Origin of the sequence: Pontibacter liquoris (genome assembly GCF_022758235.1) — a bacterium.
GTDB lineage: Bacteria > Bacteroidota > Bacteroidia > Cytophagales > Hymenobacteraceae > Pontibacter > Pontibacter liquoris.
Map to the genome: position 1 here is coordinate 3182189 of NZ_JALEBG010000001.1, position 24046 is coordinate 3206234.

Genomic DNA, 24046 nt, shown 5'->3' on the forward strand with positions numbered 1-24046 from the left:
CTACTGTAATAATCCGGTTGCCCGTGCATCAAAGGAGTGTAAAAAAACAAAAACACATTCGAGATGAAAAAGGTATTACTTTTAGCACTTGCATTATTCACAGTAGTCACAACCTTTGCGCAGGACAAGGCCTTCACAGTAAAGGTTGTTGGCAAAGGGAAACCAATACTGCTTATTCCAGGCTATAGTTGCAGCGGTGAGGTATGGAATGAGACTGTGGAACACCTGAAGAACAAGTATGAGTGCCATGTGCTTACGCTGGCTGGCTTCGCCGGCGCCCCCGCTATTGACGCCCCTATTCTGCAAACTGTAAAGCAGGATATTATTGGTTATGTGAAGCAGAACAAACTAAAAAAGCCTATGTTGCTGGGCCATAGCCTGGGGGCATTTATGAGCCTCTGGGTTAGCAGCGAAGCACCCGACCTTTTCGGCAAGGTGGTTTGTGTGGATGGTGTACCCTTTATATCAGCAATGCGCGACCCTAGCGTAACAGCGGAGGCTATAAAAAAGCAACCGTACATGAACCCGGAACAGGTTGTAAAGAACTTTGAGGCTATGCCATCCGAGGGATTAGTAGACCGAACAGCCCAGGCCATGAAGGCCCAGGTGGAAGACAGCCTCAGGGCTCGCCAGATAGCGATGTGGCAGTTTAACAGCGACCGCAAAACACTGGGCCTTACCCTGGTTGAAATGTCTACGACAGACCTGCGGGAGCAGATAGCAAAGATAAAACAGCCGGTACTGGTTTTAGGCAGTATCTACAACAACAAAGAGAACAGCCAGCGGATTCTGGGTGAACAGTACAGCAAGGTGCCCCAAAAGATCATCCATGTTGCCGACAGCAAACACTTTATCATGTACGACCAGCCACAATGGTTCTATGCTGAGCTGGATGCTTTTCTAAAATAAGGCATGACGCAGCAAGAAACATTTACCCGCCTCTACAAACAGTATGCGCCAGGTATACGAAAACTGTGCATGGGCTATACCGGCTCGGCAGCGCAGGCGGAGGACCTGGTACAGGAGTCTTTTATGGCTGTATGGAACAACATGCCCAAATACAGAGGCGAAGCAAGTTGGGGAACCTGGATCTACCGAATCGCGGTGAACACCTGCCTGCTATATCTACGCAAAGAGCGATCAAAACCGAAGAAAATAGCGGATGATGTACTTCAATATATGGCCCAGGAAGAGCACAACCCGGACAATGAAGTGCAGCAGCTTTACAAATGCATCAGCAGGCTACCCGAAACCGACCGACTGATCATATCGATGGTGCTCGAAGAGCTTCCTTACGAAGACATTGCCTCTATTGCCGGTATCACCGAGAACAATCTACGGGTAAAGATTCACCGGATAAAAAAATCACTAACTGAAATGTTCAATAGTTATGCAAGAGTTTGAAGAACTGAAACATATCTGGCAGCAGAGTACACCTGTACCACTGTCCAGCCACTTACCCGACACAGGAAAGGCATCGGCACAAACTAAAATAAAAATACAGAACCAGTACCGCTACGGGGCCATCTGCCTGCTGGTAACAGCGATCCTTATTGCAAGCATGGCCATCTGGGGGAATTTTAATTTCAAGTATTGGTATACTTATGCCGCTATGGGACTAATCTGTGCCATTTGCCTAGCCCAGGCGGCTATTAAGTTTTATACTTTCCGAAAGATAAAACAGATCGATCAGACTGCACCGCCTAAGCAGCACCTTAGCCAATGGGAAGCATACTATGCTTACAGGCACAGGCTACTCAAATGGAATAAACCGCTCTACTTTATCTTGCTGAATATGGCGCTAGGCCTTTACTTCCTGGAGGTACTAGGCAATGCTTCTACGCAGTTTCAGCTGATATCCTGTACAGTTTATACTTGCTGGATGCTATTTGCTTACTTCTTTATGGGAAAGCGTGTCATCAAGCGAGAAAACCAACGCATCCAAAGCATTATAGCGGAATTGAGGCATCTGACAGCACAGTTAGCAGAGTAGCCTTTAAACGTACCAGTGCTACTTACCAAACTATTCAGCATTTCTAACTATAACCTGGGCCGCCTCCCACAGGTCTGCTGCCTGTAGCGGGTGCGCGCCCGGGCCATACTTATCGCCCACCAGGATGGCGCGCACGCCTACCCGGGCTGCGGCCGCCAGGTCCCGGTCCGAATCGCCTACCAGCCAGCTGGCGGCAGGGTCCAGGTTATACTTGGCAATGGCTTTTTCCAGCATGAGGCTGTCGGGCTTGCGCGCCAATGACTCGGAAACGCTCTGGTGCCCTGGGGCAAAGTACAGCGCATCGATTATGTTGTGGCACGCCTGCTGCAGCTTATGGTGGCAGGCCAGCACATCCTCTCGGGTATATATATTTTTAGCGATACCGGCCTGGTTTGTAACCACTATTAGCAGAAAACCGTTCTGCTTCAGCAGCGCCAGGGCCTCGGGCACGCGGGGCAGCACCTCAAAATGATCCAATTTATAGGCATAGTCGCCAAGCTCCCGGTTCAGCACGCCGTCGCGGTCCAGGAAAACACATTTTTGCTTTTGCATGCGGATTAAATATAATGTAGGCGCTAAAGTAAGGATTTCTACGTTTGAAGGCACGCAGGGCCAGCCATTACAAGTATAAAAGCAGTGCCTTGCGGGGCGTAAAGTAAGCGGAAAAGCAACAGCCGGGTGCATCAAAAACGTACAACAGGCTAGAACTAACAGGTAAGGATGAGAGTAGCAATAATCGGAGCGGGCATTTCGGGTTTGTCGCTGGCATACTACCTGCAGAAGTTCGGTGTGGCCTATGATCTGCTGGAAGCCTCGGCCCAGGTAGGCGGCAACATACGCACCGAACGGGTAAACGATTACCTGCTGGAACTGGGCCCTAACACGCTGCAAACTTCGCCCGAACTAAGCGAGCTGGTCTGCGAGCTTAAGCTGGAACAGGAGGTACAGCCCACTGCCCCGCAGAGCAGCGACCGCTTTGTGCTACGTAACGGTACTGTGCAGCAGCTCCCCGCCTCTCCGCTCGCTTTCCTGACGCAGGATTTTTTTTCATGGCACACCAAACAGCGCATCCTGCAAGAAAAGGACATTCCCCCGGCTGATGTCAGAGACGAAACCCTTGCCCAGTTCTTTGAGCGCCGGTTTGGCCGCGACGTGGTGGACTATGCCGTGGACCCGCTGGTAACGGGCATCTTTGCCGGCGACCCAAATAAGATCCTGCTCGATAAAGTGCTGCCCAGCCTTAAGTTGCTGGAAACAAAGTATGGCTCGGTGCTGAAAGGGCTGGCCAAACACCCGGCAGTGGCAAAACGGAAAGAGACCTTCTCCTTTAAAGGCGGCATGGGTACGCTGCCCGAAGCCATTGCCGATAAGCTCATCTCGCTGCACCTGGAGCACCGCGTGGAAGTAATTGCCCGCAGCCAGGGTAAGTATGTGCTCAGCTGCGCCTCCTCCGGCGACAACGATACCGAAGAGTATGACCTGCTGGTACTGGCCCTGCCCGCACACCAGGCCGCCGACCTGCTGCAGTTCACTTTTCCGGGTATTGCCGCCGCACTGCATAATATCAATTACCCGCCTATGGCCGTAGTACATACCGCCTATAACCGCCGGGAGGTAGAACACCCGCTTTGTGGCTTTGGCGCGTTGCACCCGCAGGCAGAGGCGCCTTTTGCTGCCGGCTCTATCTGGACGAGCTCCCTGTTCCCGGACCGCTGCCGCCCGCACGAAGTGCTGTTCACCACGTTTGTGGGCGGCACCAAATACGCCAGCCACGCCCATATGCCTCCCGAACAGCTGCTCTCCAAAGTGCACCGGGAGCTTTGCAGCACCTATGCCATCCACAGCGAGGCGCCCGCCTTCCAGCACTTGCATGTATGGGAACACGCGCTGCCGCAATACGACCTCTATATTGAAGATGCCCACCAGATGGCCCGCCAAATGGAGCAGGAAGCGCTTTATATAGCCGCTAACTGGCAGGCGGGCGTGTCGGTGCTGGCCTGTATCCGGCATGCCAAAGAGCTGGCCCGTAAAATTAATTTGAAGAGAGCCAACGCCCACAATAGCTGATTGCCTATATTTGAGGCATGAAAGACGCGCTGGTGATCATCCCGACCTATAATGAACGGGAGAACATTGAGGCTATGGTACGCAAGGTAATGTCGCTGCGCCACCCCTTTGATCTGCTGATCATCGACGATGGCTCTCCGGACGGTACCGCTGATATTGTGCGCGATTTGCAAATGGAGTTTCCCGGGCGCCTGCACCTGGAAACGCGGGAAGGCAAGCTGGGCCTGGGTACCGCCTACATCCACGGCTTTAAGTATGCCTTGCGCCACGGCTACGAGTACATCTTCGAGATGGACGCCGACTTTTCCCATAACCCCGACGATCTGATCCGCCTGTATGAAGCCTGTGCCGTGGAGGGCTACGATGTAGCTATCGGCAGCCGCTATGTGCAGGGCGTGAACGTGGTGAACTGGCCGATGGACCGGGTGCTAATGTCCTACTTTGCCAGTGCCTATGTGCGCCTGATCACGGGCATGCCCATCCACGACACCACGGCCGGCTTTAAGTGCTACCGCCGCAAGGTGCTCGAAACCATCCGCCTGAACAAGATCCGGTTTGTGGGCTACGCCTTCCAGATCGAAATGAAATTCCTAGCTTTTAAGTATGGCTTTAAGATCAAGGAAGTGCCCATCATCTTTACCGACAGGACCCTGGGCGAATCCAAAATGTCGTCCGGCATCTTTAAGGAAGCGGTACTGGGCGTGCTCAAGATGAAAGTCAGCAGTTTTTTCCTGCACTTCGACCGGTATTAACCCCGGGCTTTTGCCACCCGCCATGTAAAGCGCAAAGACGACAGCGGGGAGCGCGGGCCGGAAAACCCAGCGTTCGTCCGCCGGCAGGTCTGCAGCAGCTATCCTTAAATTATACTTCCCGTATGCAATGCAATTGTACCTTATTCCGGCTAAATTTACCGTTAAGGTATTGCTTGCATTTATTTGACCAAGAGCCTTACGGGCTGCTATCAAACTATGGATAATATTTTTTTCTGGATCATATTCAACGTTTTCATTTTGCTGCTGCTGGGCCTCGACCTGTTCGTGTTCCACCGGAAAGCGCATGAAGTAAAAGTGAAGGAGGCGTTGCTTTGGACGCTTTTCTGGATCGTCCTGTCGCTGGGCTTCAATGCCCTTATCTACTTTACCGAAGGCCCCGGCCCGGCCCTGGAATTCCTGACGGCTTACCTGATCGAGAAATCCCTGAGCGTGGATAACCTGTTTGTGTTCATCCTGATCTTTAACTTTTTTAAAGTAGAGCAAAAATACCAGCACAACATCCTTTTCTGGGGAGTAATCGGGGCCCTGGTGCTGCGTGGCCTGTTTATTCTGGTAGGCGTTACGCTGATTGCCAAATTCCACTTCATTATTTACATACTAGGTGCTTTCCTGGTGTATACGGGCATCAAGATGGCCTTTACCCAAGAGCAGGAAGTGGACCCCAAAAATAACCCGCTGGTAAACTGGGCCAGCAAGCACCTGCGCCTGACCCGTACCCCGGCTGGCGGCAAATTCTTTGTCCGGGAGAACGGAAAGCTGTTTGCCACGCCCCTTTTCCTGGTGTTACTGATGGTAGAAAGCACCGATGTGGTATTTGCCGCCGACTCGATCCCGGCTATCCTGGCTATTTCCAAGGATCCTTTTATCGTATATACTTCCAATGTTTTTGCCCTGCTGGGTTTGCGGGCCTTATACTTTGCGCTGGCCGGCATCATGCAGTTGTTCCATTACCTGCACTACGGGCTCTCGTTCATCCTGGCTTTTATCGGCATAAAATTGCTCATCAGTGATTTTTACCACATCGACATGCGCATTGCACTACTAGTGGTAGGCGCTATACTTGCCTTGTCCATTATTATGTCGCTGCTCTTTCCTAAAAAAGAAGAAGAACTGCCGAAAGCGAACCAGCCCTAAGCCATTTTGAGGAAAATTTAAAAATAATTTTGCCTGACAATTTGCTTTCCTCGATTTTAATCTTCTATATTGTCATCAAATTAACAGAAGACATGATTTTTAATTGCGCCATTACATTTACCAATTCGCTTAAGGTCCTCTCACGGGGCTCGGATGGTAATCTTTTGCGCTAAGTTAAAGCGATACGATACCTGAAAAAGCCCCGCCACAAGCGGGGCTTTTTTGTTTTTGGGCAAACTGATAAAGCAGGCAGGCATATTCCTGCCGGAAAATAAAAAGAGTAAAATTTAAAACAGTCATGAGAGCAAGTACAACAACCCTCCACGTAGCACCGCAGTCCAGCTTCCGTCAGGCCGACGGCAAGCCTGTGCTGGTGGCGGGCCCCTGCAGTGCCGAAAGTGAAGAACAGATGCTGAAAACAGCCCACGCGCTTCTGAAAGTGGAGGGTATCTCCATTTTCAAGGCTGGTATCTGGAAATCGCGCACGCGCCCCAATAGCTTTGAGGGAGTAGGTGTGGTAGGATTGGAATGGCTTGCGAAAGTGAAGAAAGAAACCGGCCTGCGCACCGCCTGCGAGGTAGCCAACGCCTACCATGCCGAGGAAGCGCTCGCCCATGAAGTAGACATTCTCTGCATCAGCGGCCGCACTGTGGTAAACCCGTTTGCCGTGCAGGAAATTGCTGCCGCACTCCGGGGCACCAACGTGCCGGTGCTGGTAAACAACCCGGTATACCCTGATCTGCAGCTTTGGATCGGCACCCTGGAGCGCCTCAACCAGGCGGGCCTCACCGACTTGGGCGCCATCCACCGGGGTTTCCTGGCCGAGGAGCAGTACCCCTACCGCAGCCACCCCAAGTGGGACTACCTGCAGCAGCTCAAGCAGCTGGTGCCCGAGTTGCCTGTGCTTTGCGATGCCGGCCACATGGCCGGTAAGCGTAGCCTGATGTACCCGGTAAGCCAGCGGGCCATCGACCTGGGTGCGGACGGCCTGTTGTTCGAATCGCACATCAGCCCGGCCGAGGCGCTTAGCAACCCGCAGCAGCAGCTTATGCCGCAGGAACTGGAGCTGCTGGTAAATGCTATCCGCACCAAAGTAACCCTGGCGGAAACCACCCAGCTGGTAGACCAGCTGGATGCCTTGAGCCAGCAGATGGGGAATCTGGATGACGAGCTTTTGGAATTGTTACTGCGCCGCTCCGACGTAACCCGCAAGATCAGCAAGCAACAACTGGGCCTCGGCGGACCGGTGCTGCAGGTAAGCCGCTGGCAAAAGCAGCTGGAAGGCTGGCTGCAAAACCCTGCCCAGGAAGGTATGGACGAGGGCTTGGTAAGGTCTATGGTGCAGCTTATTCACCAGCACACCCAGGACCAGCACAATGAAATGGGCTCCTCGGCGGTAGCGTAATGCCCTGCTTACGCGGTATACTTTCCTGTTTAAGAAGGAGAAATGTGGCGGATAAATAAATTTTATACCGTAATTAGTTGCATTTAACAGAAGGCTTTTATAAGTTGCCGCCATAACACAGACAAGATGACCCTGTTCAACGCATTTTATTTTAGCTACTACTTTTTTGGTACCCACCGGGGCTCCAGAGAGATGGCTATTGCGTTTAACTAACCATAAAAGCTTTCACTTTACAAGCCCCGCCACAAGCGGGGCTTTTTGTTTTATATGGCTACACCACTTACAGTTGCAATTCAGGGCGGACCGGCTTCTTTCCACGACAGTGCCGCAAAAAAGTATTTTGCCGGACAGCAAATAGACGTATTGACGTGCGCTACCTTCCGGCAGCTGTGCGACACGCTGCAGCAGGGCCGCGCAGACAGGGCGGTGATGGCCATCGAAAACCTGCTGGCAGGCCGCCTGCTCTCCAACTATGCGCTGCTGCAGGAGTATGACTTCGCCATACTTGGCGAGCTCTGGCTCCCGATCGATCAGAACCTGATGGCCTTGCCGGGCCAGGAACTGACTGCTACCACAAAGGTGTTGTCGCACCCGGTGGCGCTGCAGCAATGCGGCGGGTTTCTGAAACAGCATGCATACCTGCAGCCGCAGGAAACCACAGACACTGCCGACAGCGCCCGGGAGATACGCGAAAAGCAACTGCGAGGCGTAGCGGCAATTGCCAGCAGGCAGGCCGCCACATTGTATGGCCTGCAAATCCTGCAGGAAGATATCGCCGACAGCTCCACCAACTATACCCGGTTCCTGTTACTCGGGCCGGCACAGCACCCGCAGCACGAAGATGCATCTGCAACCAAAGCCTCGCTTATACTTCAGCTGCCGCTAACAGACGGCGCCCTGGATGCACTTGGCCAGTTGTTGCAAACCCTGCCGCTTACTGTTTCGCTGCTGCAACCCCTGCCCCCGGCCAGGCAACAGCAAACGCTTTCGGTGGCTTTAGACCTGGAAAGCGCCGGCAGCCAGGAGCTGCTTGCAGCCATCGCAGCCATCCGGCCACTGGTGCACACGCTGAAACTGCTTGGCCTATACCCTAAAACACAACACCCCGTGCCAGCCACTCCGGAAACATCCGCCCAACCTTTAAACCACCTAACCCGATGATCATACCCAAAGCCAGCCGCCTGGACCACGTGCAGGAATACTACTTCGCCCGAAAGCTGGCGGAAGTAGGCGCCTTGAATGCTCGCGGCAAAAACGTCATTAACCTGGGCATTGGCAGCCCCGACATGGCGCCCTCTCCGGCCACCATCGACGCACTAACACAAGCAGCGGCGCAACCCGCCGGGCATGGTTATCAGCCCTACCGCTCCCTGCCGGTTTTAAGGCAGGCCATGGCCGACTGGTATGCCGGTACTTTTCAGGTAAACCTGGCAGCCGACACCGAGGTTTTGCCCCTAATGGGTTCCAAAGAAGGCATCTTTCATATTACCATGGCCTTTCTGAACCCCGGAGACAAGGTGCTGGTCCCAAACCCGGGCTACCCTGCTTATGCCGCCACTGCCCGCCTAGCTGGTGCAGAGCCTGTTTTTTACACCCTGCGCGAAGAAAATAACTGGCTGCCGGATATGGCCGAGCTGGAGGAAATAGCCAGCCAGGGCGTAAAGCTGATGTGGATCAACTACCCGCACATGCCCACCGGCGCGCAGGCCACAACGGAAGCTTTGCAAGCCCTGGTAGCACTGGCCACCAAGTATAAATTCCTGCTGGTTAATGACAACCCCTATAGCCTGGTGCTGCCGGCTGCTACGCCCCTGAGCATGCTAAGTATACCCGGTGCGAAAGACTGCTGCCTCGAGCTCAACTCGCTAAGCAAATCCCATAACATGGCGGGTTGGCGCGTGGGTGCCGTGCTGGGCAGGCACGATTACCTGGATGCAATCCTGGCCGTGAAGAGCAACATCGACTCGGGCATGCTGCAGGCCGTGCAACACGCCGCCGTAGCTGCCCTGCAAAGCGACGATGCCTGGCACCTGCTCCGCAACCAGGAATATGCCCGGCGCAGGCAGCTGGTATACCAACTGCTGGACACACTGGGCTGCAGCTGCCAGACCGATACGGTGGGTATGTTTGTTTGGGCACGCGTGCCCGGGCACATCACCGACGTGGAAGCCTACCTGGACGAGCTGCTTTATGAGGCCGGCGTTTTCCTCACGCCGGGCAAGATCTTCGGCACCCAGGGAGAGCGGTTCTTACGCGTTTCCCTTTGCCTCCCCGTTTCGCAAATAGAAGAAGCCATTCATCGCATAACTAAACAACAACAACTAAACACCTTACATCATGAACGCCGCTAGTATAAACATTGACTTAACGCCTACCACCGCTATTTTAAATGGTGGTCCGCTGCCCACTGTGATTGCGGGCCCCTGCAGTGCCGAAAGCGAAGAGCAGATGCTGCAAACAGCCCGTGAACTCAAAAAAGACAAACGTATTTCCGTTTTCAGAGCGGGCATCTGGAAGCCACGCACCCGCCCGGGCTTATTTGAGGGGGTAGGAAAACCGGGCCTGGAGTGGCTGCAAACCGTGAAACAGGAAACCGGCCTGCTGACTGCCTGCGAGGTAGCCAACACCCGGCATGTGGAAGAGGCACTGGCCTATGGCGTTGATATTCTCTGGCTAGGCGCGCGCACTACAGTCAACCCGTTTTCGGTGCAGGAGATTGCCGATGCGCTGGTGGGTGTGAAGGTGCCCGTGCTGGTAAAAAACCCGGTTAACCCCGATATCCAACTATGGGTGGGTGCCATGGAGCGCCTCAACCAGGCAGGCATCACCGACCTGGGGCTCATCCACCGGGGCTTCTCCACGCCCAACAACAAGCCTTACCGCAACCATCCTAAATGGGAAACCATCCAGGAGATCCGCCGCCTGCTGCCGGGTGTGCCGCTCTTTACCGACCCCAGCCATATTGCCGGCCGCCGCGACCTGCTGCAAACCGTAAGCCAGCAAGCCCTGCACCTGGGCGTAGATGGCCTGATGATAGAATCGCATATCAACCCTGATGTAGCGCTCAGTGACGCCTCGCAGCAGCTCACCCCACAGGACCTGGATACCATGCTCACCGCGTTGGACCTGGACGCAGAACACGTAGCGAACCCGGAACAGCTGCAAACCCTGCGCAACTTGATCGACCGCCTGGACAATGAGCTCATCAATGTGCTGTTCCTGCGTTCCGACGTTTCCAGAAGAATCGGAGAATACAAACGAAGCCATGCGCTGGACATTTACCAGGCAGGCCGCTGGAGCCAGGTGCTGGAAAACCGGTTACAACTGGCGCAGCAAACCGGCCTGGATGAAGAGTTTGTGAAGGCCATTTTCGAAGCCATTCACGGGCACTCCTTAGGATTACAGAACGAGGTCATCGCATCAGCCCCGGCCAGCCGCACTCCTGTTCAGTAACTTCGGTTTCTTATTACTTATACTTTAGAAGGGCAGGCCGCATGGTCTGCCCTTGCTTTTGAGGGTAAGGGCTACCGGCAAAAACCAGTCGGCTGTGCATTATTGCAAATACCGGCGTATCTTTGGCACTCATCAGCAACGTGCTGTGTTAAGGACCGGATTATCCCTATTTTATGAGTCAGGAAATAGCAAGCGCCCCTATTAAAAGGCTGCGCATAATAGGCACACTGGAAGGCATTTCGTATTTGGTTTTGCTTGGCATTGCCATGCCACTTAAATATTGGGCCGATATGCCCGTGTTCGTAAAGTATACCGGCTGGGCGCACGGCTTGCTGTTTATGCTCTTCCTGGCCGCCGTAGCCAATGCGGCCCTGGCCAGGCGATGGTCTGCCCGGAAAGTCTTGATGGCGCTGGTTGCTTCCGTGCTGCCTTTTGGTCCCTTTATTCTGGATGCCCGCCTGCTAAAAGAAGAAGAGGCGAAAGCGGCAGCCTCCCGCCAGAAAACAGCTTAACGCCCGCTTATTCTGCTGAGGTATCGGTACCTGCCTTGCGGGCCTGCGCCTGCGCGATGATGCTGGCAGCCAGAAGCTGCAGGGCATGATAGAGCATGATGGGCAGCAGCATAAGGCCTGCCATGTTGGGGTTCGGGAACAGCACCTTCGACATGACCGTGCCATGCACCAGCGATTTTTTGGAGCCGCAGAACACGGCCGTGATGCTGTCTTCGCGGTTAAAGCCCAGCAGTTTGGTAAGCCCGTAGGTGAGGCCGAAGACCACAAAGAAAAGGGCCGCCATACCTGCTCCCAGCAGCATAATATCGCCTATGCGGTAGCCCCGGAACATTTCCCGGGCAAAAGACTCGCAAAAGGAAGTATAAACGATGAGCAAAATAATGGCCTGGTCGAAAAAGCGTAATTTCTTTTTATGTCGGTCGGCAAAGCCTCCCCAATAGCGGTGCAGCACAATGCCCAGCACCACCGGCAGCAGCACCTGCAGCACTAGTTTGCCCATCACCTGCCAGATATCAAAGCCTTCGGTGCTGGCCTCCAGGAACAGCCCCATCCACAGGGGCGTTACAAAAATACCGATCAGGCTGGAAATGCTGGCGTTAAAGATCGCTGCCGGAATGTTGCCCCCGGCAATCGAGACCATCACTACCGATGAGGACACCGTGGAAGGCAGCGCCGCCAGGTAGAATATCCCCAGCCACAGCAGCTCTTCTGAAGTACCGGCAAAAAAGCGGCGCAGCGGCAGTACCAGCAGCGGAAAAAGCACAAACGTGCTGAGCTGCACCACCAGGTGCAGGCGCCAGCTACTCAAGCCGGCGCGCAGCTTTTCGGGGCTCAGGCGCAGGCCGTAGAAAAAGAAGATCACCGATACGCCGTAGTTAGCCACATCGCCCAGCGACAGCGGCTCGCGGTCCACTCCCACCTGGGGCCACAAACGAGCCAGGATAATCATGCCGATCAGGGCTAGCAGAAACCAGTCTAAGCCCATGCGGGCAGCCATTGCACCAATACGCGGCACCAGCCCTACGGCTCTCTCTGCTATTTCTTCTTCCTGGTTTTTTTGATTCATTACTTACTGTATTAAAAGGCAGGCAGCAACGCTTAACCCGTTTTTTCTTATTAATTTAAATTAGAAAATAACTATATTTATTAGCTATTTACTTCTTTTTAAAAACCAGATATGAAGAAAGCCCTCCTTATACTTTCCCTCATTGCCTGCAGTATAGGCGCTCATGCCCAAACTTACGACGAGTTGATCAAAAAATCCAATGCGTGCTTTGAGCAAAATGATTTAGCCTGCGCTATTAACAGCCTTGAAACAGCTATTAAGAAAGAGCCTAAAAATGAAAAGAACTATATTCATTTATCTAATTTAGGCACCATGCACCGCCGGATTGGCAAGAATAAAGAAGCCATGGCTTATTATAACAAGGCGATTAAGCTTAACAACAAATCCGCATTCGTTTATAACAACAGGGCATCCCTGAAGCGACATATGGAAGATTATAAGGGTTCTATTGAGGACCACACCACGGCCCTCGCCCTGGAACCGGCAAATGAAGAGGCGTGGCTTAACAGATCCTATGCCAGAAAACTGTTGGGAGATCAGGAAGGCGCGGAAAGGGATTTGCGGGAGCTGCTGAAAATTAATCCTGCCAATTACCAGGCAAAATCGAACCTGGTCAATATTAAAAAATTGCAGGGCAAGTATGATGAAGCCCTGGAGGACCTGAACACCCTTATCAGTGAACACCCCGGAGACCCCTTACTTTTCAACAACAGAGCCGACCTCTTTTTGCTGATGAAAGCCTATGAAAAAGGAATGGAAGACATCAGCACAGCGCTGAAACTGGACACTGGCTATGGTATTGCCTATGTAACCCGCGCCGAGCTTAAACTGGCTACAGGAGATAAAACCAGTGCCAGGCTTGATCTCGAAAAAGCATTGAAATTAGGTGTGAAAGAAACACAAATTGTCTCTTTGCTTGCTCAGTGCAAATAGCCTAAACAAGTATAAAAAAGCCCCTGCAACAAAAGTTGCAGGGGCTTTTTTATACTTGCTATACTTAAAAATCCAGCAGGTCTATGGTTTCCAGCTCGTTTTGTGTCGAGTCTTCTTCAAAGGTGGCATCCGGCGCGGTTACGATCATGTCGCGGGCGCGGCCGTAGAGTTTCACGTTCGGGTACAGGTTGTCGTAGGCTTCGCGCGAGATAAGCCCGCGGCGCAGCATGTTGCCACCAATCAGGCGGTAGTAACCCGCTTTCCAACTGCGCAGGTTGCCATAGCTATCGAACGAGGCGCGGAAGTTCTTGGGACTGGGGATGATGCTGGTCAGAAAGATGGCCTCGGCCAGGTTGAGCTCGCCCGGCTGCTTGCCAAAGTAAAAGCGGGAGGCATCTTTGGCGCCGTATACGTTGGGTCCCCACTCAATAATATTGAGGTATACTTCAAACATGCGGTTCTTCGACACCAGGTGCAGGTTCTCGATCAGCCATACAATCATGGCTTCCTCCACTTTGCGGGCCACTGTTTTCTTGCGGGTCAGGAAGACGTTTTTTACCAGCTGCATCGAGATCGTGCTGCCACCACGGGCAAACTCACCCTCTTTTATGTTTTTGGCAATCGCCTGCCGGAACGCTTCCTCATGAAACCCGTTGTGGGTATAGAAAAAAGCATCTTCGGCTGTTAAGATCGCATTGCGCAGGTAGGGCGATATTTCGCCTAAGCGGGCGTAAAACGGGTTAGCCGGCCCCACGACAAAGGTGCGTACAGGCTTGCCATACTCGTACACGGTGTGCACAAAAGAACCGTTGATCTTCTGAATGTTGGTGTTGCCCCACTTCACGATCTTAAAGTTCTTGGAAGCATCCAGGTCCGAGTTAAACTTCACGCGGTCCACACTGTCCATGTTCAGGTGAAAGCTCATTTTATACTTGAGCGTACCGCGGGCCTTAATGCCTTCCAGGTTTTCGAACAGGCCGGTGGGCAGCGAGTCAAAAAAGGCAGTGCCAGGAATGGTATCCGTCTTTACATTCAGGTCGATTACCTTGGCTTCCGACGTATGCAGGGCGGCGTATACGTTGGCTTTGATCTGGTTTACGCGCACTTCTGTCAAACTATCCAGCACGAACAGATCAGGACCCAAGGTCACCACGTAGTCAATGGCAGCGTCTTTTACATGGATTTTCTCGTCCGAAAGCTTGGGTTGGGCAAGCACCAGGTTGGCTACCTGTCCGCGGCCCTTCACGGTGAGCATCTCGCGTTTAAAGGTTTTGTCGGTTAGGCTCACATGCAGCGTATCGAACGAAACCTGCCCGTCATACTTCTCTTTGATATAGGGCAGGTGAATACCGCCCGTGTCGGAGGCGTATAGATTTGCCGCAATTTTATAGTCGCGGGGGTTTATCGTGCCCGTTACCCGCATGTTGTTCTGCAACGAATCAGTGCGGATGGCCAGTTGCGTTTTAAAGGTGCCATCGTCCATCAGCAGGTAAGGCATTTTTACATCGATGGTGCGGTGGTCGGAATGGTACGACACGTTCAGGTTCTTGAAGTCCACTTGGTCGGGTACATTGTCAAAAGCGGTTTCGATCACGCGGTTCAGCAGCTCGCCATAATTGCGGCTTTTGCCCGAAGCGGTATCGGCCGGCGCGGCTTTGTTACCTTCCAGCAGAAACGAAAAGTTATTTTGATCTCCCTTTTTTACGGCCGTCAGGTAACCGTCGCGCACTTCCAGGCGGTTAAACACAATGCTGCCCTTGAAAATAGAGCGAAGGCTGACGGTGGCATACACACTGTCGGTAGTGAAGAGTGTATCGCGGTTTTCGGGAACGAAGGCAATGCCCGTAATCAGCACCGAATTCAGGTCCGTAAAGGCAGCATTCTGAATGGTCAGATGGGCTGGGTATTTGGTCTCGACCTTGGCAATGACGCGCGCAATCGTATACTTTAATAAACTGCTTCTGAAAGCAAGCAGGGTAGCAAATAGAACCAGGAGCAAGACCAGCAAGGCGCCAGCCCACAGGAGGATTTTCTTTTTCAAACGATGATCCAAAATATTCCGGTGCGAATTTACATTAATAAGACTCAGTAACTAGAAAGCGGCCCGTAATTATATCAGCGTGACAGCCCGCCAGATGCCAAAATATAGTTTATGCTATACTAACTGTCATACGCGGCAAAGCAGGTTTAGATATACTTTTCAAGCGGATGAAAAACGCATGGCATCCAGGCCAGGCCTTAAAATGCTTTCCTATCCGCTCCTAGCCTAGCAGCAACCGTACCAAAGTATGATCCGGCTTTTACCGTGCCTGTGTAGTATACGGGGAGCTCCTTTTGGCTTTAGAGCATAAAGCTCCTTATATTTGACCAAAGAACCCCGTTTACAATGAACCTGACAACACTCACAGCCATATCGCCGGTAGACGGCCGCTACCGCCGCAGCACCTCTGAACTGGCCGCTTTTTTCTCTGAATTTGGCCTGATCCGCTACCGCGTGCTGGTAGAGGTAGAGTATTTTATCTCGCTTTGCGAGCTGCCCCTTCCGCAGCTGCAGGAGGTGGATAGCAGCCTTTTTCCGCAACTGCGCGCCATTTATGAGAACTTCTCGGAAACGGATGCCCTGATCATCAAGGAAACGGAAAAGGTGACCAACCATGATGTGAAGGCTGTAGAATATTTTCTGAAAGAGAAGTTTGACGCCCTGGCCCTGGGCCAGCACAAGGAGTTCATCCATTTTGGCTTAACCTCGCAGGATGTGAATAATACCGCTATCCCGCTTTCGCTGCGGCAGGCGCACGAGCAGGTGCTGCAACCCGCTTACCAGCACCTGCTGCAAACGCTCCACCAGCTGGCGCAGCAATGGAAGGGTGTGCCGATGCTGGCCCACACGCATGGCCAGCCCGCCTCCCCCACCCGCCTGGGCAAAGAGATCATGGTGTTCGCCGAGCGCCTCGAAGCCCAGTTGCAGCAGGTAAACCAGGTGCCTTTCTCCGCTAAGTTCGGCGGTGCCACCGGTAACTTTAATGCGCACCATGTGGCTTACCCAGGTATAAACTGGCCCGCCTTCGGTAATAAATTCGTGCAGCAGGGGCTTGGCCTCAAACGCAGCCAGTACACCACCCAGATCGAGCATTACGACAACCTGGCCGCTTACTTTGATGGCCTCAAGCGCCTGAATACCATCCTGGTTGATTTTTCGCGGGATGTATGGCAGTACGTTTCCATGGGTTATTTCAAGCAGAAGATCAAAGCCGGCGAGATCGGTTCTTCGGCCATGCCGCACAAAGTGAACCCAATCGATTTTGAGAATGCCGAAGGAAACCTGAGTATTGCCAACGCCTTGCTCGAGCACCTGTCGGGCAAGCTGCCCATTTCCCGGCTGCAGCGCGACCTGACCGACTCGACCGTGTTGCGCAACGTAGGCGTACCGCTGGCGCACGTGCTCATTGCACTCAAGTCGCTGGACAAGGGCATCGGCAAGCTGGAATTGAATCATGCAGCCCTGAACCAGCACCTGGAAGATAACTGGGCTGTTGTGGCCGAAGGCATCCAGACGGTGCTCCGCCGCGAAGGCTACCCGCAACCGTATGAGGCGCTGAAAAACCTGACCAGAAAGAACGAGAAGATAACGGCCCAAACCATCAGCAGCTTTATCGATACGCTGGAGGTGAGCGAACCCATAAAAGCGGAGTTACGCAACATCACCCCCTTTAATTATACCGGTGTGGACCTGCTCTAAACCAGCGGATTGCCCCAAGTATAAAAGGCCCGGCAGGAATTTCCCTGCCGGGCCTTTTGCGTTGGAAAGCAAGGGGCTAAAAGATATGCCCGCAACAGCCAAATTACGTACATGCAAGAAGAACATGGCAACTGCTCCTCTGAAGTATCAAAGCAAAGATCCCGAACATGAAACCTTTCACCACTGTTACAGATCCGGTTTTTGTGCGCCCTGCCCACTACAACTTCTTAGACCGGTTTTTTCTGAAGCTGATCCGGGATGAGCGGGACCTGCCTTTTGTATACCTCACCCTGCAGATCACGCTGTTGATGCTGCCGGCAGGCTTGCTGCTCTACCTGCCCCTGGCCAACTGGCTGTGGTGGGCCCTGGCGACCTTATACTTTATCCTGAACAATTTTGTGTACAAGGGTTCTTTTGGGCTGATGCTGCACTGCACCAGCCACCGCCGCCTTTACAAGCAACGCTATAACTTTCTGAACCTGTACCTGCCCTGGGTAATCGGTCCTTTTTTCGGGCAGACGCCGGAAACGTATTTCAGCCACCACATTGGCATGCACCACGTCGAAAACAACCTGGAAAACGACCTGAGCACCACCATGCACTACCAACGCGACAGTTGGCAGGGCTTTGTGCGCTATTTAGGCAGTTTCCTGTTTCTGGGGGCGGCCTACCTGGTGAACTACTTCCGGGCCCGCAACATCAAGAAGCTCCGCGATAAAGTGATCCGGGGAGAGCTGGTGTTTCTGGCCTTTTGCGTGGTGTTATGCTTTGTAGACTGGCAAGCTACTTTTGTCGTGTTTATACTTCCTTTCCTTATCTCGCGCCTGATTATGATGGTGGGCAACTGGGCCCAGCATGCCTTTGTCGATTACGATGAACCCGGCAACTGCTACAAAAACAGCCTGACCTGCATCAACACCAAGTATAACCACAAATGCTGGAACGACGGCTACCACATCAGCCACCACCTGAAACCCACCTTGCACTGGACCCAGTATCCGGCGCATTTCCAGGAAAACCTGCAGGAGTTTGCCACAAACAAAGCGCTGGTTTTTGAAGGCATACACTGGCTGCACATCTGGCTATACCTGATGACGAAGAACTACCGGCTGTTAAGTGCACACCTGGTTAACATTCACCATGCTTTTTCATCGGAGGAGGAAGCCATCGCCTTGATGCGTAGCCGCACCTCGAAAATGCCGGCGCGGGGCATCAGCATGAAAAGCCTTCGGATGGCAGAAGCACCCTAACGCTTTTCAACCACCATCCTGCCTGCTATACTATACCGCTGCAGCCTCGGGCGCAGGGCGCACCAGCTCATGGGCCAGGAAATAAGCAAGCGTGAAGCGCTCATGCTGCGCCAGCGAGGTATTGGCTTCCGTGCGTGGCGCCACTTCAAAATCACCTTCGTTAAAGGGCTGGTAGAAAAGCCTGTTATCCGGCGTATAGGGCTGTTGCACGTAGGTTTCGCCTGCCGCTGCCGCCAGCTCGGCCATACTATAATCACGGGCACCCAGCAGCGATCTCACTTCAATCCCATTAAAGTCCTGCCGGAGCAGGTGGTTTGCCGCAACAAAGGCTACCTCGTCCGAGGAAACATAGGGCAGCCGGAGATCAGGCAAATACGGGGTATGCAGGCCCCAGTTCAGGTTATCGAAGAAGTTGCCGCAGCGCAGGTGCAGGATGTTCAGGCCAGGTAGTTTATTCAGTTCCTGTTCGAAGGCCACCAGCCGCGTAGGCTGCCCGCCCCGTTTCAGAATGCTGTTGCTGATGTTAACGATGTGCGTCACGGCGCTGCCCTGCAACAGGTGCCCCAGCCGTTCTGCTGTGGCTGCCGGGTTTTCCAGGTGCTCGTTGGGCACGGTCAAAAAAAGGCTGCCTGCAGGTTGCAGCGCTTTCCGCAGCAACGCATCGTCTGCAAAGTCGCCGGCCCAGATGGCTGCGCGCCCTGCAAAGGCACGAAGCCTGTCGGAGCTGCGGCCAACTACGCCCACGGGAGCATCGTTTTCCAGCAATAGCTGTGCAATTTTGCCGCCGATATTTCCGGAAGCGCCAAAGATCAGTGTGTGGGGATATTTTTTCATAGTTCTCCGGCTGCCTGCCGGTTTAGTGCGTTTAGGGCACAAAGAGACAGTAATTTCTTAAATTCCGCTATCCAACTTCGCCAAAAAACATCTTCCTCCGACATACGGCAGCTCCCTATGTGGTAGGTAAGTATAGCTGCTCTCCGAAAAGTGCTTTAACAAGCCTGGCTTTCAAAGTATAACCAGGGTTAGCTACATAAACGAGCCGGCCTTTCTTAACAGTGGAAAGCCGGCTCGTGTAAGGTAAGCGTTATACTTTTATTTTGATGCCGGTATAACGCGATATTGGATATAGGCCACCTGCTTGCTATCCGGCGACCAGGAAGGAACATTGATCGTACCTTGTCCACCAAAGAAAACAGGTGTCAGGTCGGTTATTTTTTTGTCGGCCAAAGACATTAAACGGAGCTTCACATCCCTGCCAAACGGGTGCGCCTGCCCCTGGTCTTTCAGGTAAGAGATAAACACGATCCATTTGCCGTCGGGCGAGGGATGGGCAAACCAGTTTGAGTAGGCATCGTTGGTGAGCTGCTCCTGCGCGGTGCCATCCGGCTTCATGCGCCACAGCTGCATGCTGCCGTTCCGGAAGGCGTTAAAGTAGATGTATTTGCCGTCCGGGGAATACTCGGGGCCATCGTCCAGTCCTTCGGTAGTTGTCAGGCGTTTTTCCTTGCCGCCCTGGGCCGGTATGGTATACACATCATAGTTACCGTTTCGTTCGGCGCAATAGGCCAGCGTTTTGCCGTCCGGCGACCAGCCATGCCAGTAAGAAGGCGTTGCGGAAGTGATGCGTTTTGGCGTGCCGCCAGCGATGGGCAAGGTATAAATAGCAGAGCCTTCGCCCTTTTCAGAATGGCTAATAACCAGCTGCTTGCCGTCCGGCGAAATGCCATGATCGTTGTTGCAGTTATCGGCAAAACCGGTGTTCACCTGTTCCATTTTGCCACCATCCAGCGGCAGCTTATACAGGTGCCCGTGGCTGTTCACCAACAGGTATTTGCCATCGGGGGCCCAGTTGGGCGCTTCGATGTGGCGCTGCTCCTGGTGCACCGTTTTGCTGACTTTGGACGAAATATCGATGAGCTGGATCGTGCTCTCTACCGTATCTACCTGCTGGCTGTACCCCACCCGGGCCAGCAGCAACGTCATAAGCAGGAAATGTAGTTTCATAGGCTTGAAGTAAAATTTTAGAAGTATGATCTGTGATAATGGTAGGTATACTATGGTGTTATCGCACTTTATACATTAAGAAGTACCGCATCCGGGCTCTACAGCGGCTGCTTCACCTCAAAGGTGATGATCCTGCTGCCAGCCAGTCCTCCGCCCGTCAGGCCCTGCATTACCACCACATACGTACCTGCCACGTCGGAGGTAAAGAATCGGACGGCTCCTTTTCCCTGGGCATCTGTCTGGAGGGCAGGATCCCAGTAAAGCAGGTTCCTGAAATCCGGCAGGCGGCTTTGCCGTTGCAGCTGCGTGTTATAAACCGGGCTGTAGAACTCGCGTTGCAGCTGCAGCCCTTCATACTCCTGCAACAGCGCGCGCGGGTCCAGCTGGAAACCGGCCAGGTCGCCCCGGTAAGTAGTATAGCTCACCAGGCCATTGTACAGCAAAGGCCCCTGGATGTATTGCCTGGTCATCACATCGAGCCGCCGTATGTTGAGCGGGTCAAAGGCCATGATCTTGTCTATATCAAACACAGGTACTCCATCGAGCAGTACCATCGGGTCGTCCTGGAAAATAGATTTGTTCGTTGCGTCGTGCACCATAAAGTGGAAGCCGTCGCGGCGGCGCCGCACCTGTACGCCCGGCACATACTCGCGCATCACTTCTTCCATCACCTTAAAGCGGGTATAATCGTCGAGCAGGTAAGTCGCATCCGGTGTGCCATAAAAAGCCGAACTGTCGATGCCCGGGGCGCGAAACCTGTCCAGGTAGCGGCCGCTGTATGCCTGCTGCACCTGCATGGCCAGGTGCCGTGAAGTTAGCTCCGCCGCTAATGCAGGCGAAAGGCGGAATGCCGGCTGCTCGTGCGAAGTATACTTTTCGGAAAACGGGCTCAGCACTTCGAAATGATAGGTGCTGTCTTTCCGGAAGTCTGTTTGCAATACAATCTCCTTGGGCCCGAAAAAATCCTTTACCTCGAACCGGAGCAGCCCCTGCGCATTACTGGTAGCATTATACAGCCGGATGTGTCGGCTCGGCGAAGCTAAGAAAGCGGTTATACCCGGCGCCGGCGAGCCACTGACTGCATTGGTTACTCTAGCTGTGATAAAGTGGCCGTCATACTCGGGCACGAACGGAAATGCGGCTGTAGGCTTCTGCAAAACATCCTGCCACTGAAAGCGGCTCCAGCCATGGGTCAGCATCAGGTTGTCTGCTGCTTCGGTTGCCTCCGGCCCCGTGGCCGACAGGTAATAGTCCGGTTGCTCCACAGAACCTTTTAATTCGGAGGTGAGCCACAGGTAAGCTGCTATGTTGGTTGCGCCGGTGCCCTGTAGCGAGTCCAGCCGGTACACCGCCAGCGAAAGATCGGCAGCAACGGGCTGTCCGGCAGGTGCCAGCGTCTGCATACGCACTGCCACCGAATCACGCGGGAGGTAAGCCTGTTTATCTGTGGCGGCACTCAGTTGCAGCAGTTGCGTGGGGCGTTTAAAGTATAAGCGCTCGCAAACGGGCTGCTTACGGCTGTTAAAAAGCGTGAAATGGGTAATGCCCTCGGCCAGCTTACGTTTATCCACCACAAAACTGGCTGTGCCTGGCGCCAGGGTGGCTACTTCCGCTACCGAGATCATGTGCCGGGCATGGCCCAGCAGGTATACGGGCACCGATGTTTCCCCAGCGCCTGTTACGGTGATCTTTACCTGCTCAGAGTTGAGTTCCTCCAGGTGCAAACTATAGCCCTTTTCCTGGGCCGCAGGCAAAGGCTGCCGCAGCACGCGCCCGCCAGGCAACCGGAGCACAGCCGTGTAGGTGCTGCCCGATGCCGGCGTAAACGTAAAGTGCCCGATGCCGAATTGTAAACTCTGCAAAGTGGCTGCCACGCGGCCTTCCTGGTCTACAATTTCCCCGGAAACCCCTATGCCCCGGCCTGTTTTTTTATCTACTGCCTGAAAAGCGACTTTGCCGGCAATGCCCTGCACCAGGTTGCCGCCTTCCGGGAAAAACTGCACGGCATACCCTGCCGCCTCCTGCTCCGGTGGCAGGCCAGTTGGGGTAAAGGTATTGACAATGGTCACCGGTGATTCAAAGTAATTTTCCGGGCTGAAATTCTTCATCCAGCTGGTATAGGCGCGCACCCGGTAATTACCGGAGCTCAAAGCCACCGGCAATACAAAAGAGCCGCTGCCACTCCCGGCCTTTAAAGCAATCTTTGCCTGCAGCACAGGCTTCTGCGCAGCATCCAGCACCTCGACATACGCTACCTTGCTCATACTTAAAGGCTGGTGCAGCGTTCCATCTACGGCGTATACTTTAAACCACAGGGTTTCGCCGCATACATAGAACGGCCGGTCCAGGTGCAGGTATAATTTCTCCTGCAAGGCATGGGTACGATAGGTATCAAACTGCTGCACCAGGCTGCGCAAGGTATCGGTTTGGGCAAAAACAGGCCCTGCCCCGACCAGCAGCAGCCCTGTGCAAAGTATAGCCCGGCACAAAGCCCTGGCCGCTGTTGGCCCCGGTAAAGCAGAGCGAGATTTGAAAAACGTGATTGCCATGTGGTATGATGTTACTGCCAGAAGGCCGGTTTGACGTTAGTGCCCCGCAGCCGGCAGTCCACGCATTTGTTTTGTGCGATGAGATAACCGATCAGCACTGGAGGACCTACAGGAGCGTAAAGCGCTCCCACGGGCAGGTACGAATGTGACTTTTCGAAATAGGCCGGCACCTCCTCCACCTTAATCGTGTCCATGATGCAGGTCGGGTACGTTACCAACCAGCCTTGCGGAAGTTGCTCGCGGCTCACAAAAATCCGTTTTTCCTGCACCGTCGAAGCGCCCACGTACCCGATTACCGGCTCGTCTGGCGCCGTTAGGCAATGGATGTTGCCCGTCAGCTGGGTGGGCAGCGGGTCGAAGAGGGTGCCGATGCTCTCGGTATTTTTCTTCAGCGCTTCCCAGTACTGGTAGGCTTCTTTGGTGAGGCTATACTGCTTTACCAGCAGGCTATACTTAAAGCGCAGCTCCTCGGAGCGTGGCGGCAGCGCCATCACCGGAAACTGGTGGATCACATCCTCGCTGAGCCGCACCGATGTAGCCAGTTTGATCTCGTGCGAGGCATCCGTACGCCAGCAGCGGTACAAGCTTTCAGACTCAGGGCGGAGTACGATCTGGCGGCTGCCGGCATCATACTTTAGGCTGGAGTTAAAAGCCGCCGTATACTCCCAGGTACCCTCATACTCCCAGCGGTAGTAGCGGGCGTTCTGCGCTGGGTCGTGGGTGCTCACATAAAACTGCAGCGTGTTGTCTTCCGCCGTCCAGGTAATTTCGTCGATGGGCGGCGTTTGCTTTACGGGCACATAATCTGAGGCATATTCCTTTCTATCAGTTGTGCGGACCAGGAGGCGGTACATGCCGGCCAGGTTCAGGTCCAGGCTGTTCAAAGTATAAGTGCCTGCTTCAATTTCGGTCAGCTGCAGCTGCAGGCCCTGCTGTTCTTCTATCACCAGGCTGGCACCGGTTTCAAGTATGGGCGCGCTTTCGTCGGAAAGGTTCTGCGTGCGCGAGAGCCGGAACGTGGTCGTGCCGCTCGGGTTGATAAAGCCATCTACCACCAGGTAGTTATTGGCTCCTTCGAGCACCTTGGGTTCAAAAGGCTCCACGCAGCTCACCAGCAGCAGCAGCCACAGCCAGCAGATATATTTCAGGCAGTTTGGGGAATACATGC

The 24046-nt window shown here is 53.7% G+C and carries 21 protein-coding genes; 14 read left to right on the forward strand and 7 right to left on the reverse strand.

Annotated elements, in window-relative coordinates; genetic code table 11:
- Nucleotides 1–63: 63 nt before the first annotated feature.
- Genes LWL52_RS13220 through LWL52_RS13230 form a run of 3 tightly spaced genes read left to right on the forward strand, consistent with a single transcriptional unit; the run spans nt 64 to nt 1993 of the window.
- Nucleotides 64–909: an alpha/beta hydrolase gene (locus tag LWL52_RS13220; protein ID WP_242920556.1), complete on the forward strand. Its 846-nt coding sequence runs from the start codon at nt 64–66 to the stop codon at nt 907–909.
- Nucleotides 910–912: 3 nt separating this feature from the next.
- On the forward strand, nt 913–1404 hold the full coding sequence (locus LWL52_RS13225; protein ID WP_242920558.1) for an RNA polymerase sigma factor: 492 nt from the start codon (nt 913–915) through the stop codon (nt 1402–1404).
- Nucleotides 1391–1993, forward strand: a complete 603-nt coding sequence (locus LWL52_RS13230) for a hypothetical protein (RefSeq protein WP_242920560.1) — start codon at nt 1391–1393, stop codon at nt 1991–1993. Before LWL52_RS13225 ends, LWL52_RS13230 begins: the two co-directional genes overlap by 14 nt.
- 30 nt (nt 1994–2023) lie before the next feature.
- Here LWL52_RS13230 and LWL52_RS13235 read toward each other — a convergent pair whose 3' ends face one another.
- Nucleotides 2024–2545 carry a D-glycero-alpha-D-manno-heptose-1,7-bisphosphate 7-phosphatase gene (locus LWL52_RS13235; protein WP_242920562.1) on the reverse strand — a complete coding sequence of 174 codons (522 nt, stop codon included), beginning with the start codon at nt 2543–2545 and terminating at the stop codon, nt 2024–2026.
- A 168-nt stretch (nt 2546–2713) separates the two neighbouring features.
- Between LWL52_RS13235 and hemG the strand changes: the two genes are divergently transcribed.
- From hemG to LWL52_RS13275, 8 genes are all read left to right on the forward strand, one after another.
- On the forward strand, nt 2714–4060 hold the full coding sequence (gene hemG, locus LWL52_RS13240) for a protoporphyrinogen oxidase (protein ID WP_242920564.1): 1347 nt from the start codon (nt 2714–2716) through the stop codon (nt 4058–4060).
- A 17-nt stretch (nt 4061–4077) separates the two neighbouring features.
- Complete coding sequence (locus tag LWL52_RS13245; protein ID WP_242920566.1) at nt 4078–4812, forward strand: polyprenol monophosphomannose synthase; 735 nt, start codon at nt 4078–4080, stop codon at nt 4810–4812.
- A gap of 216 nt (nt 4813–5028) precedes the next feature.
- A complete protein-coding gene (locus tag LWL52_RS13250) occupies nt 5029–5967 on the forward strand; it encodes a TerC family protein (RefSeq protein WP_242920568.1) in 939 nt (312 codons plus the stop codon).
- A gap of 298 nt (nt 5968–6265) precedes the next feature.
- Nucleotides 6266–7372 carry a chorismate mutase gene (locus tag LWL52_RS13255; RefSeq protein ID WP_242920570.1) on the forward strand — a complete coding sequence of 369 codons (1107 nt, stop codon included), beginning with the start codon at nt 6266–6268 and terminating at the stop codon, nt 7370–7372.
- 267 nt (nt 7373–7639) lie between these two features.
- Nucleotides 7640–8533: a prephenate dehydratase domain-containing protein gene (locus LWL52_RS13260; RefSeq protein ID WP_242920572.1), complete on the forward strand. Its 894-nt coding sequence runs from the start codon at nt 7640–7642 to the stop codon at nt 8531–8533.
- Nucleotides 8530–9723 carry a pyridoxal phosphate-dependent aminotransferase gene (locus tag LWL52_RS13265; RefSeq protein ID WP_242920574.1) on the forward strand — a complete coding sequence of 398 codons (1194 nt, stop codon included), beginning with the start codon at nt 8530–8532 and terminating at the stop codon, nt 9721–9723. The genes LWL52_RS13260 and LWL52_RS13265 overlap by 4 nt, the downstream gene beginning before the upstream one ends.
- The gene (locus tag LWL52_RS13270; protein ID WP_242920576.1) at nt 9710–10825 is read left to right on the forward strand and encodes a chorismate mutase; all 1116 of its coding nucleotides are present in this window, start codon (nt 9710–9712) and stop codon (nt 10823–10825) included. Before LWL52_RS13265 ends, LWL52_RS13270 begins: the two co-directional genes overlap by 14 nt.
- 173 nt (nt 10826–10998) lie before the next feature.
- A complete protein-coding gene (locus LWL52_RS13275) occupies nt 10999–11337 on the forward strand; it encodes a DUF3817 domain-containing protein (protein ID WP_242920578.1) in 339 nt (112 codons plus the stop codon).
- Between the two features lie 7 nt (nt 11338–11344).
- On the opposite strand, the gene LWL52_RS13280 is transcribed toward LWL52_RS13275, so the two are convergent.
- The gene (locus tag LWL52_RS13280) at nt 11345–12334 is read right to left on the reverse strand and encodes a bile acid:sodium symporter family protein (protein ID WP_242920702.1); all 990 of its coding nucleotides are present in this window, start codon (nt 12332–12334) and stop codon (nt 11345–11347) included.
- A gap of 252 nt (nt 12335–12586) precedes the next feature.
- Here LWL52_RS13280 and LWL52_RS13285 point away from each other — a divergent pair, with 252 nt between their 5' ends.
- Nucleotides 12587–13336: a tetratricopeptide repeat protein gene (locus LWL52_RS13285; RefSeq protein WP_242920580.1), complete on the forward strand. Its 750-nt coding sequence runs from the start codon at nt 12587–12589 to the stop codon at nt 13334–13336.
- A gap of 64 nt (nt 13337–13400) precedes the next feature.
- On the opposite strand, the gene LWL52_RS13290 is transcribed toward LWL52_RS13285, so the two are convergent.
- Nucleotides 13401–15377 (reverse strand): biosynthetic peptidoglycan transglycosylase, encoded by a 1977-nt coding sequence (locus tag LWL52_RS13290; protein ID WP_242920582.1) that lies wholly within the window; start codon nt 15375–15377, stop codon nt 13401–13403.
- A gap of 345 nt (nt 15378–15722) precedes the next feature.
- Here LWL52_RS13290 and purB point away from each other — a divergent pair, with 345 nt between their 5' ends.
- Complete coding sequence (purB, locus tag LWL52_RS13295) at nt 15723–17075, forward strand: adenylosuccinate lyase (protein WP_242920584.1); 1353 nt, start codon at nt 15723–15725, stop codon at nt 17073–17075.
- 167 nt (nt 17076–17242) lie between these two features.
- A complete protein-coding gene (locus LWL52_RS13300; RefSeq protein WP_242920586.1) occupies nt 17243–18325 on the forward strand; it encodes a fatty acid desaturase family protein in 1083 nt (360 codons plus the stop codon).
- Nucleotides 18326–18355: 30 nt separating this feature from the next.
- On the opposite strand, the gene LWL52_RS13305 is transcribed toward LWL52_RS13300, so the two are convergent.
- From LWL52_RS13305 to LWL52_RS13320, 4 genes are all read right to left on the reverse strand, one after another.
- Nucleotides 18356–19159 (reverse strand): NAD(P)H-binding protein, encoded by an 804-nt coding sequence (locus LWL52_RS13305; RefSeq protein ID WP_242920588.1) that lies wholly within the window; start codon nt 19157–19159, stop codon nt 18356–18358.
- 258 nt (nt 19160–19417) lie between these two features.
- Nucleotides 19418–20329 (reverse strand): TolB family protein, encoded by a 912-nt coding sequence (locus LWL52_RS13310; protein ID WP_242920590.1) that lies wholly within the window; start codon nt 20327–20329, stop codon nt 19418–19420.
- Between the two features lie 98 nt (nt 20330–20427).
- Complete coding sequence (locus LWL52_RS13315) at nt 20428–22878, reverse strand: hypothetical protein (protein WP_242920592.1); 2451 nt, start codon at nt 22876–22878, stop codon at nt 20428–20430.
- Between the two features lie 11 nt (nt 22879–22889).
- Nucleotides 22890–24044, reverse strand: a complete 1155-nt coding sequence (locus LWL52_RS13320; RefSeq protein ID WP_242920594.1) for a DUF4249 domain-containing protein — start codon at nt 24042–24044, stop codon at nt 22890–22892.
- Nucleotides 24045–24046: the final 2 nt, after the last annotated feature.

Excerpts from the sequence above, each read along its gene's own strand:
- LWL52_RS13250 (WP_242920568.1), top strand. The coding sequence starts at position 5,029 with ATGGATAATATTTTTTTCTGGATCATATTCAACGTTTTCATTTTGCTG.
- LWL52_RS13255 (WP_242920570.1), top strand. The coding sequence starts at position 6,266 with ATGAGAGCAAGTACAACAACCCTCCACGTAGCACCGCAGTCCAGCTTC.
- LWL52_RS13305 (WP_242920588.1), bottom strand. The coding sequence starts at position 19,159 with ATGAAAAAATATCCCCACACACTGATCTTTGGCGCTTCCGGAAATATC.
- hemG (WP_242920564.1), top strand. The coding sequence starts at position 2,714 with ATGAGAGTAGCAATAATCGGAGCGGGCATTTCGGGTTTGTCGCTGGCA.
- LWL52_RS13280 (WP_242920702.1), bottom strand. The coding sequence starts at position 12,334 with ATGGCTGCCCGCATGGGCTTAGACTGGTTTCTGCTAGCCCTGATCGGC.
- LWL52_RS13260 (WP_242920572.1), top strand. The coding sequence starts at position 7,640 with ATGGCTACACCACTTACAGTTGCAATTCAGGGCGGACCGGCTTCTTTC.
- LWL52_RS13270 (WP_242920576.1), top strand. The coding sequence starts at position 9,710 with ATGAACGCCGCTAGTATAAACATTGACTTAACGCCTACCACCGCTATT.
- LWL52_RS13225 (WP_242920558.1), top strand. The coding sequence starts at position 913 with ATGACGCAGCAAGAAACATTTACCCGCCTCTACAAACAGTATGCGCCA.
- LWL52_RS13300 (WP_242920586.1), top strand. The coding sequence starts at position 17,243 with ATGAAACCTTTCACCACTGTTACAGATCCGGTTTTTGTGCGCCCTGCC.
- LWL52_RS13245 (WP_242920566.1), top strand. The coding sequence starts at position 4,078 with ATGAAAGACGCGCTGGTGATCATCCCGACCTATAATGAACGGGAGAAC.
- LWL52_RS13230 (WP_242920560.1), top strand. The coding sequence starts at position 1,391 with ATGCAAGAGTTTGAAGAACTGAAACATATCTGGCAGCAGAGTACACCT.
- LWL52_RS13275 (WP_242920578.1), top strand. The coding sequence starts at position 10,999 with ATGAGTCAGGAAATAGCAAGCGCCCCTATTAAAAGGCTGCGCATAATA.
- LWL52_RS13310 (WP_242920590.1), bottom strand. The coding sequence starts at position 20,329 with ATGAAACTACATTTCCTGCTTATGACGTTGCTGCTGGCCCGGGTGGGG.
- LWL52_RS13320 (WP_242920594.1), bottom strand. The coding sequence starts at position 24,044 with ATGTATTCCCCAAACTGCCTGAAATATATCTGCTGGCTGTGGCTGCTG.
- LWL52_RS13235 (WP_242920562.1), bottom strand. The coding sequence starts at position 2,545 with ATGCAAAAGCAAAAATGTGTTTTCCTGGACCGCGACGGCGTGCTGAAC.
- LWL52_RS13220 (WP_242920556.1), top strand. The coding sequence starts at position 64 with ATGAAAAAGGTATTACTTTTAGCACTTGCATTATTCACAGTAGTCACA.
- purB (WP_242920584.1), top strand. The coding sequence starts at position 15,723 with ATGAACCTGACAACACTCACAGCCATATCGCCGGTAGACGGCCGCTAC.
- LWL52_RS13315 (WP_242920592.1), bottom strand. The coding sequence starts at position 22,878 with ATGGCAATCACGTTTTTCAAATCTCGCTCTGCTTTACCGGGGCCAACA.
- LWL52_RS13265 (WP_242920574.1), top strand. The coding sequence starts at position 8,530 with ATGATCATACCCAAAGCCAGCCGCCTGGACCACGTGCAGGAATACTAC.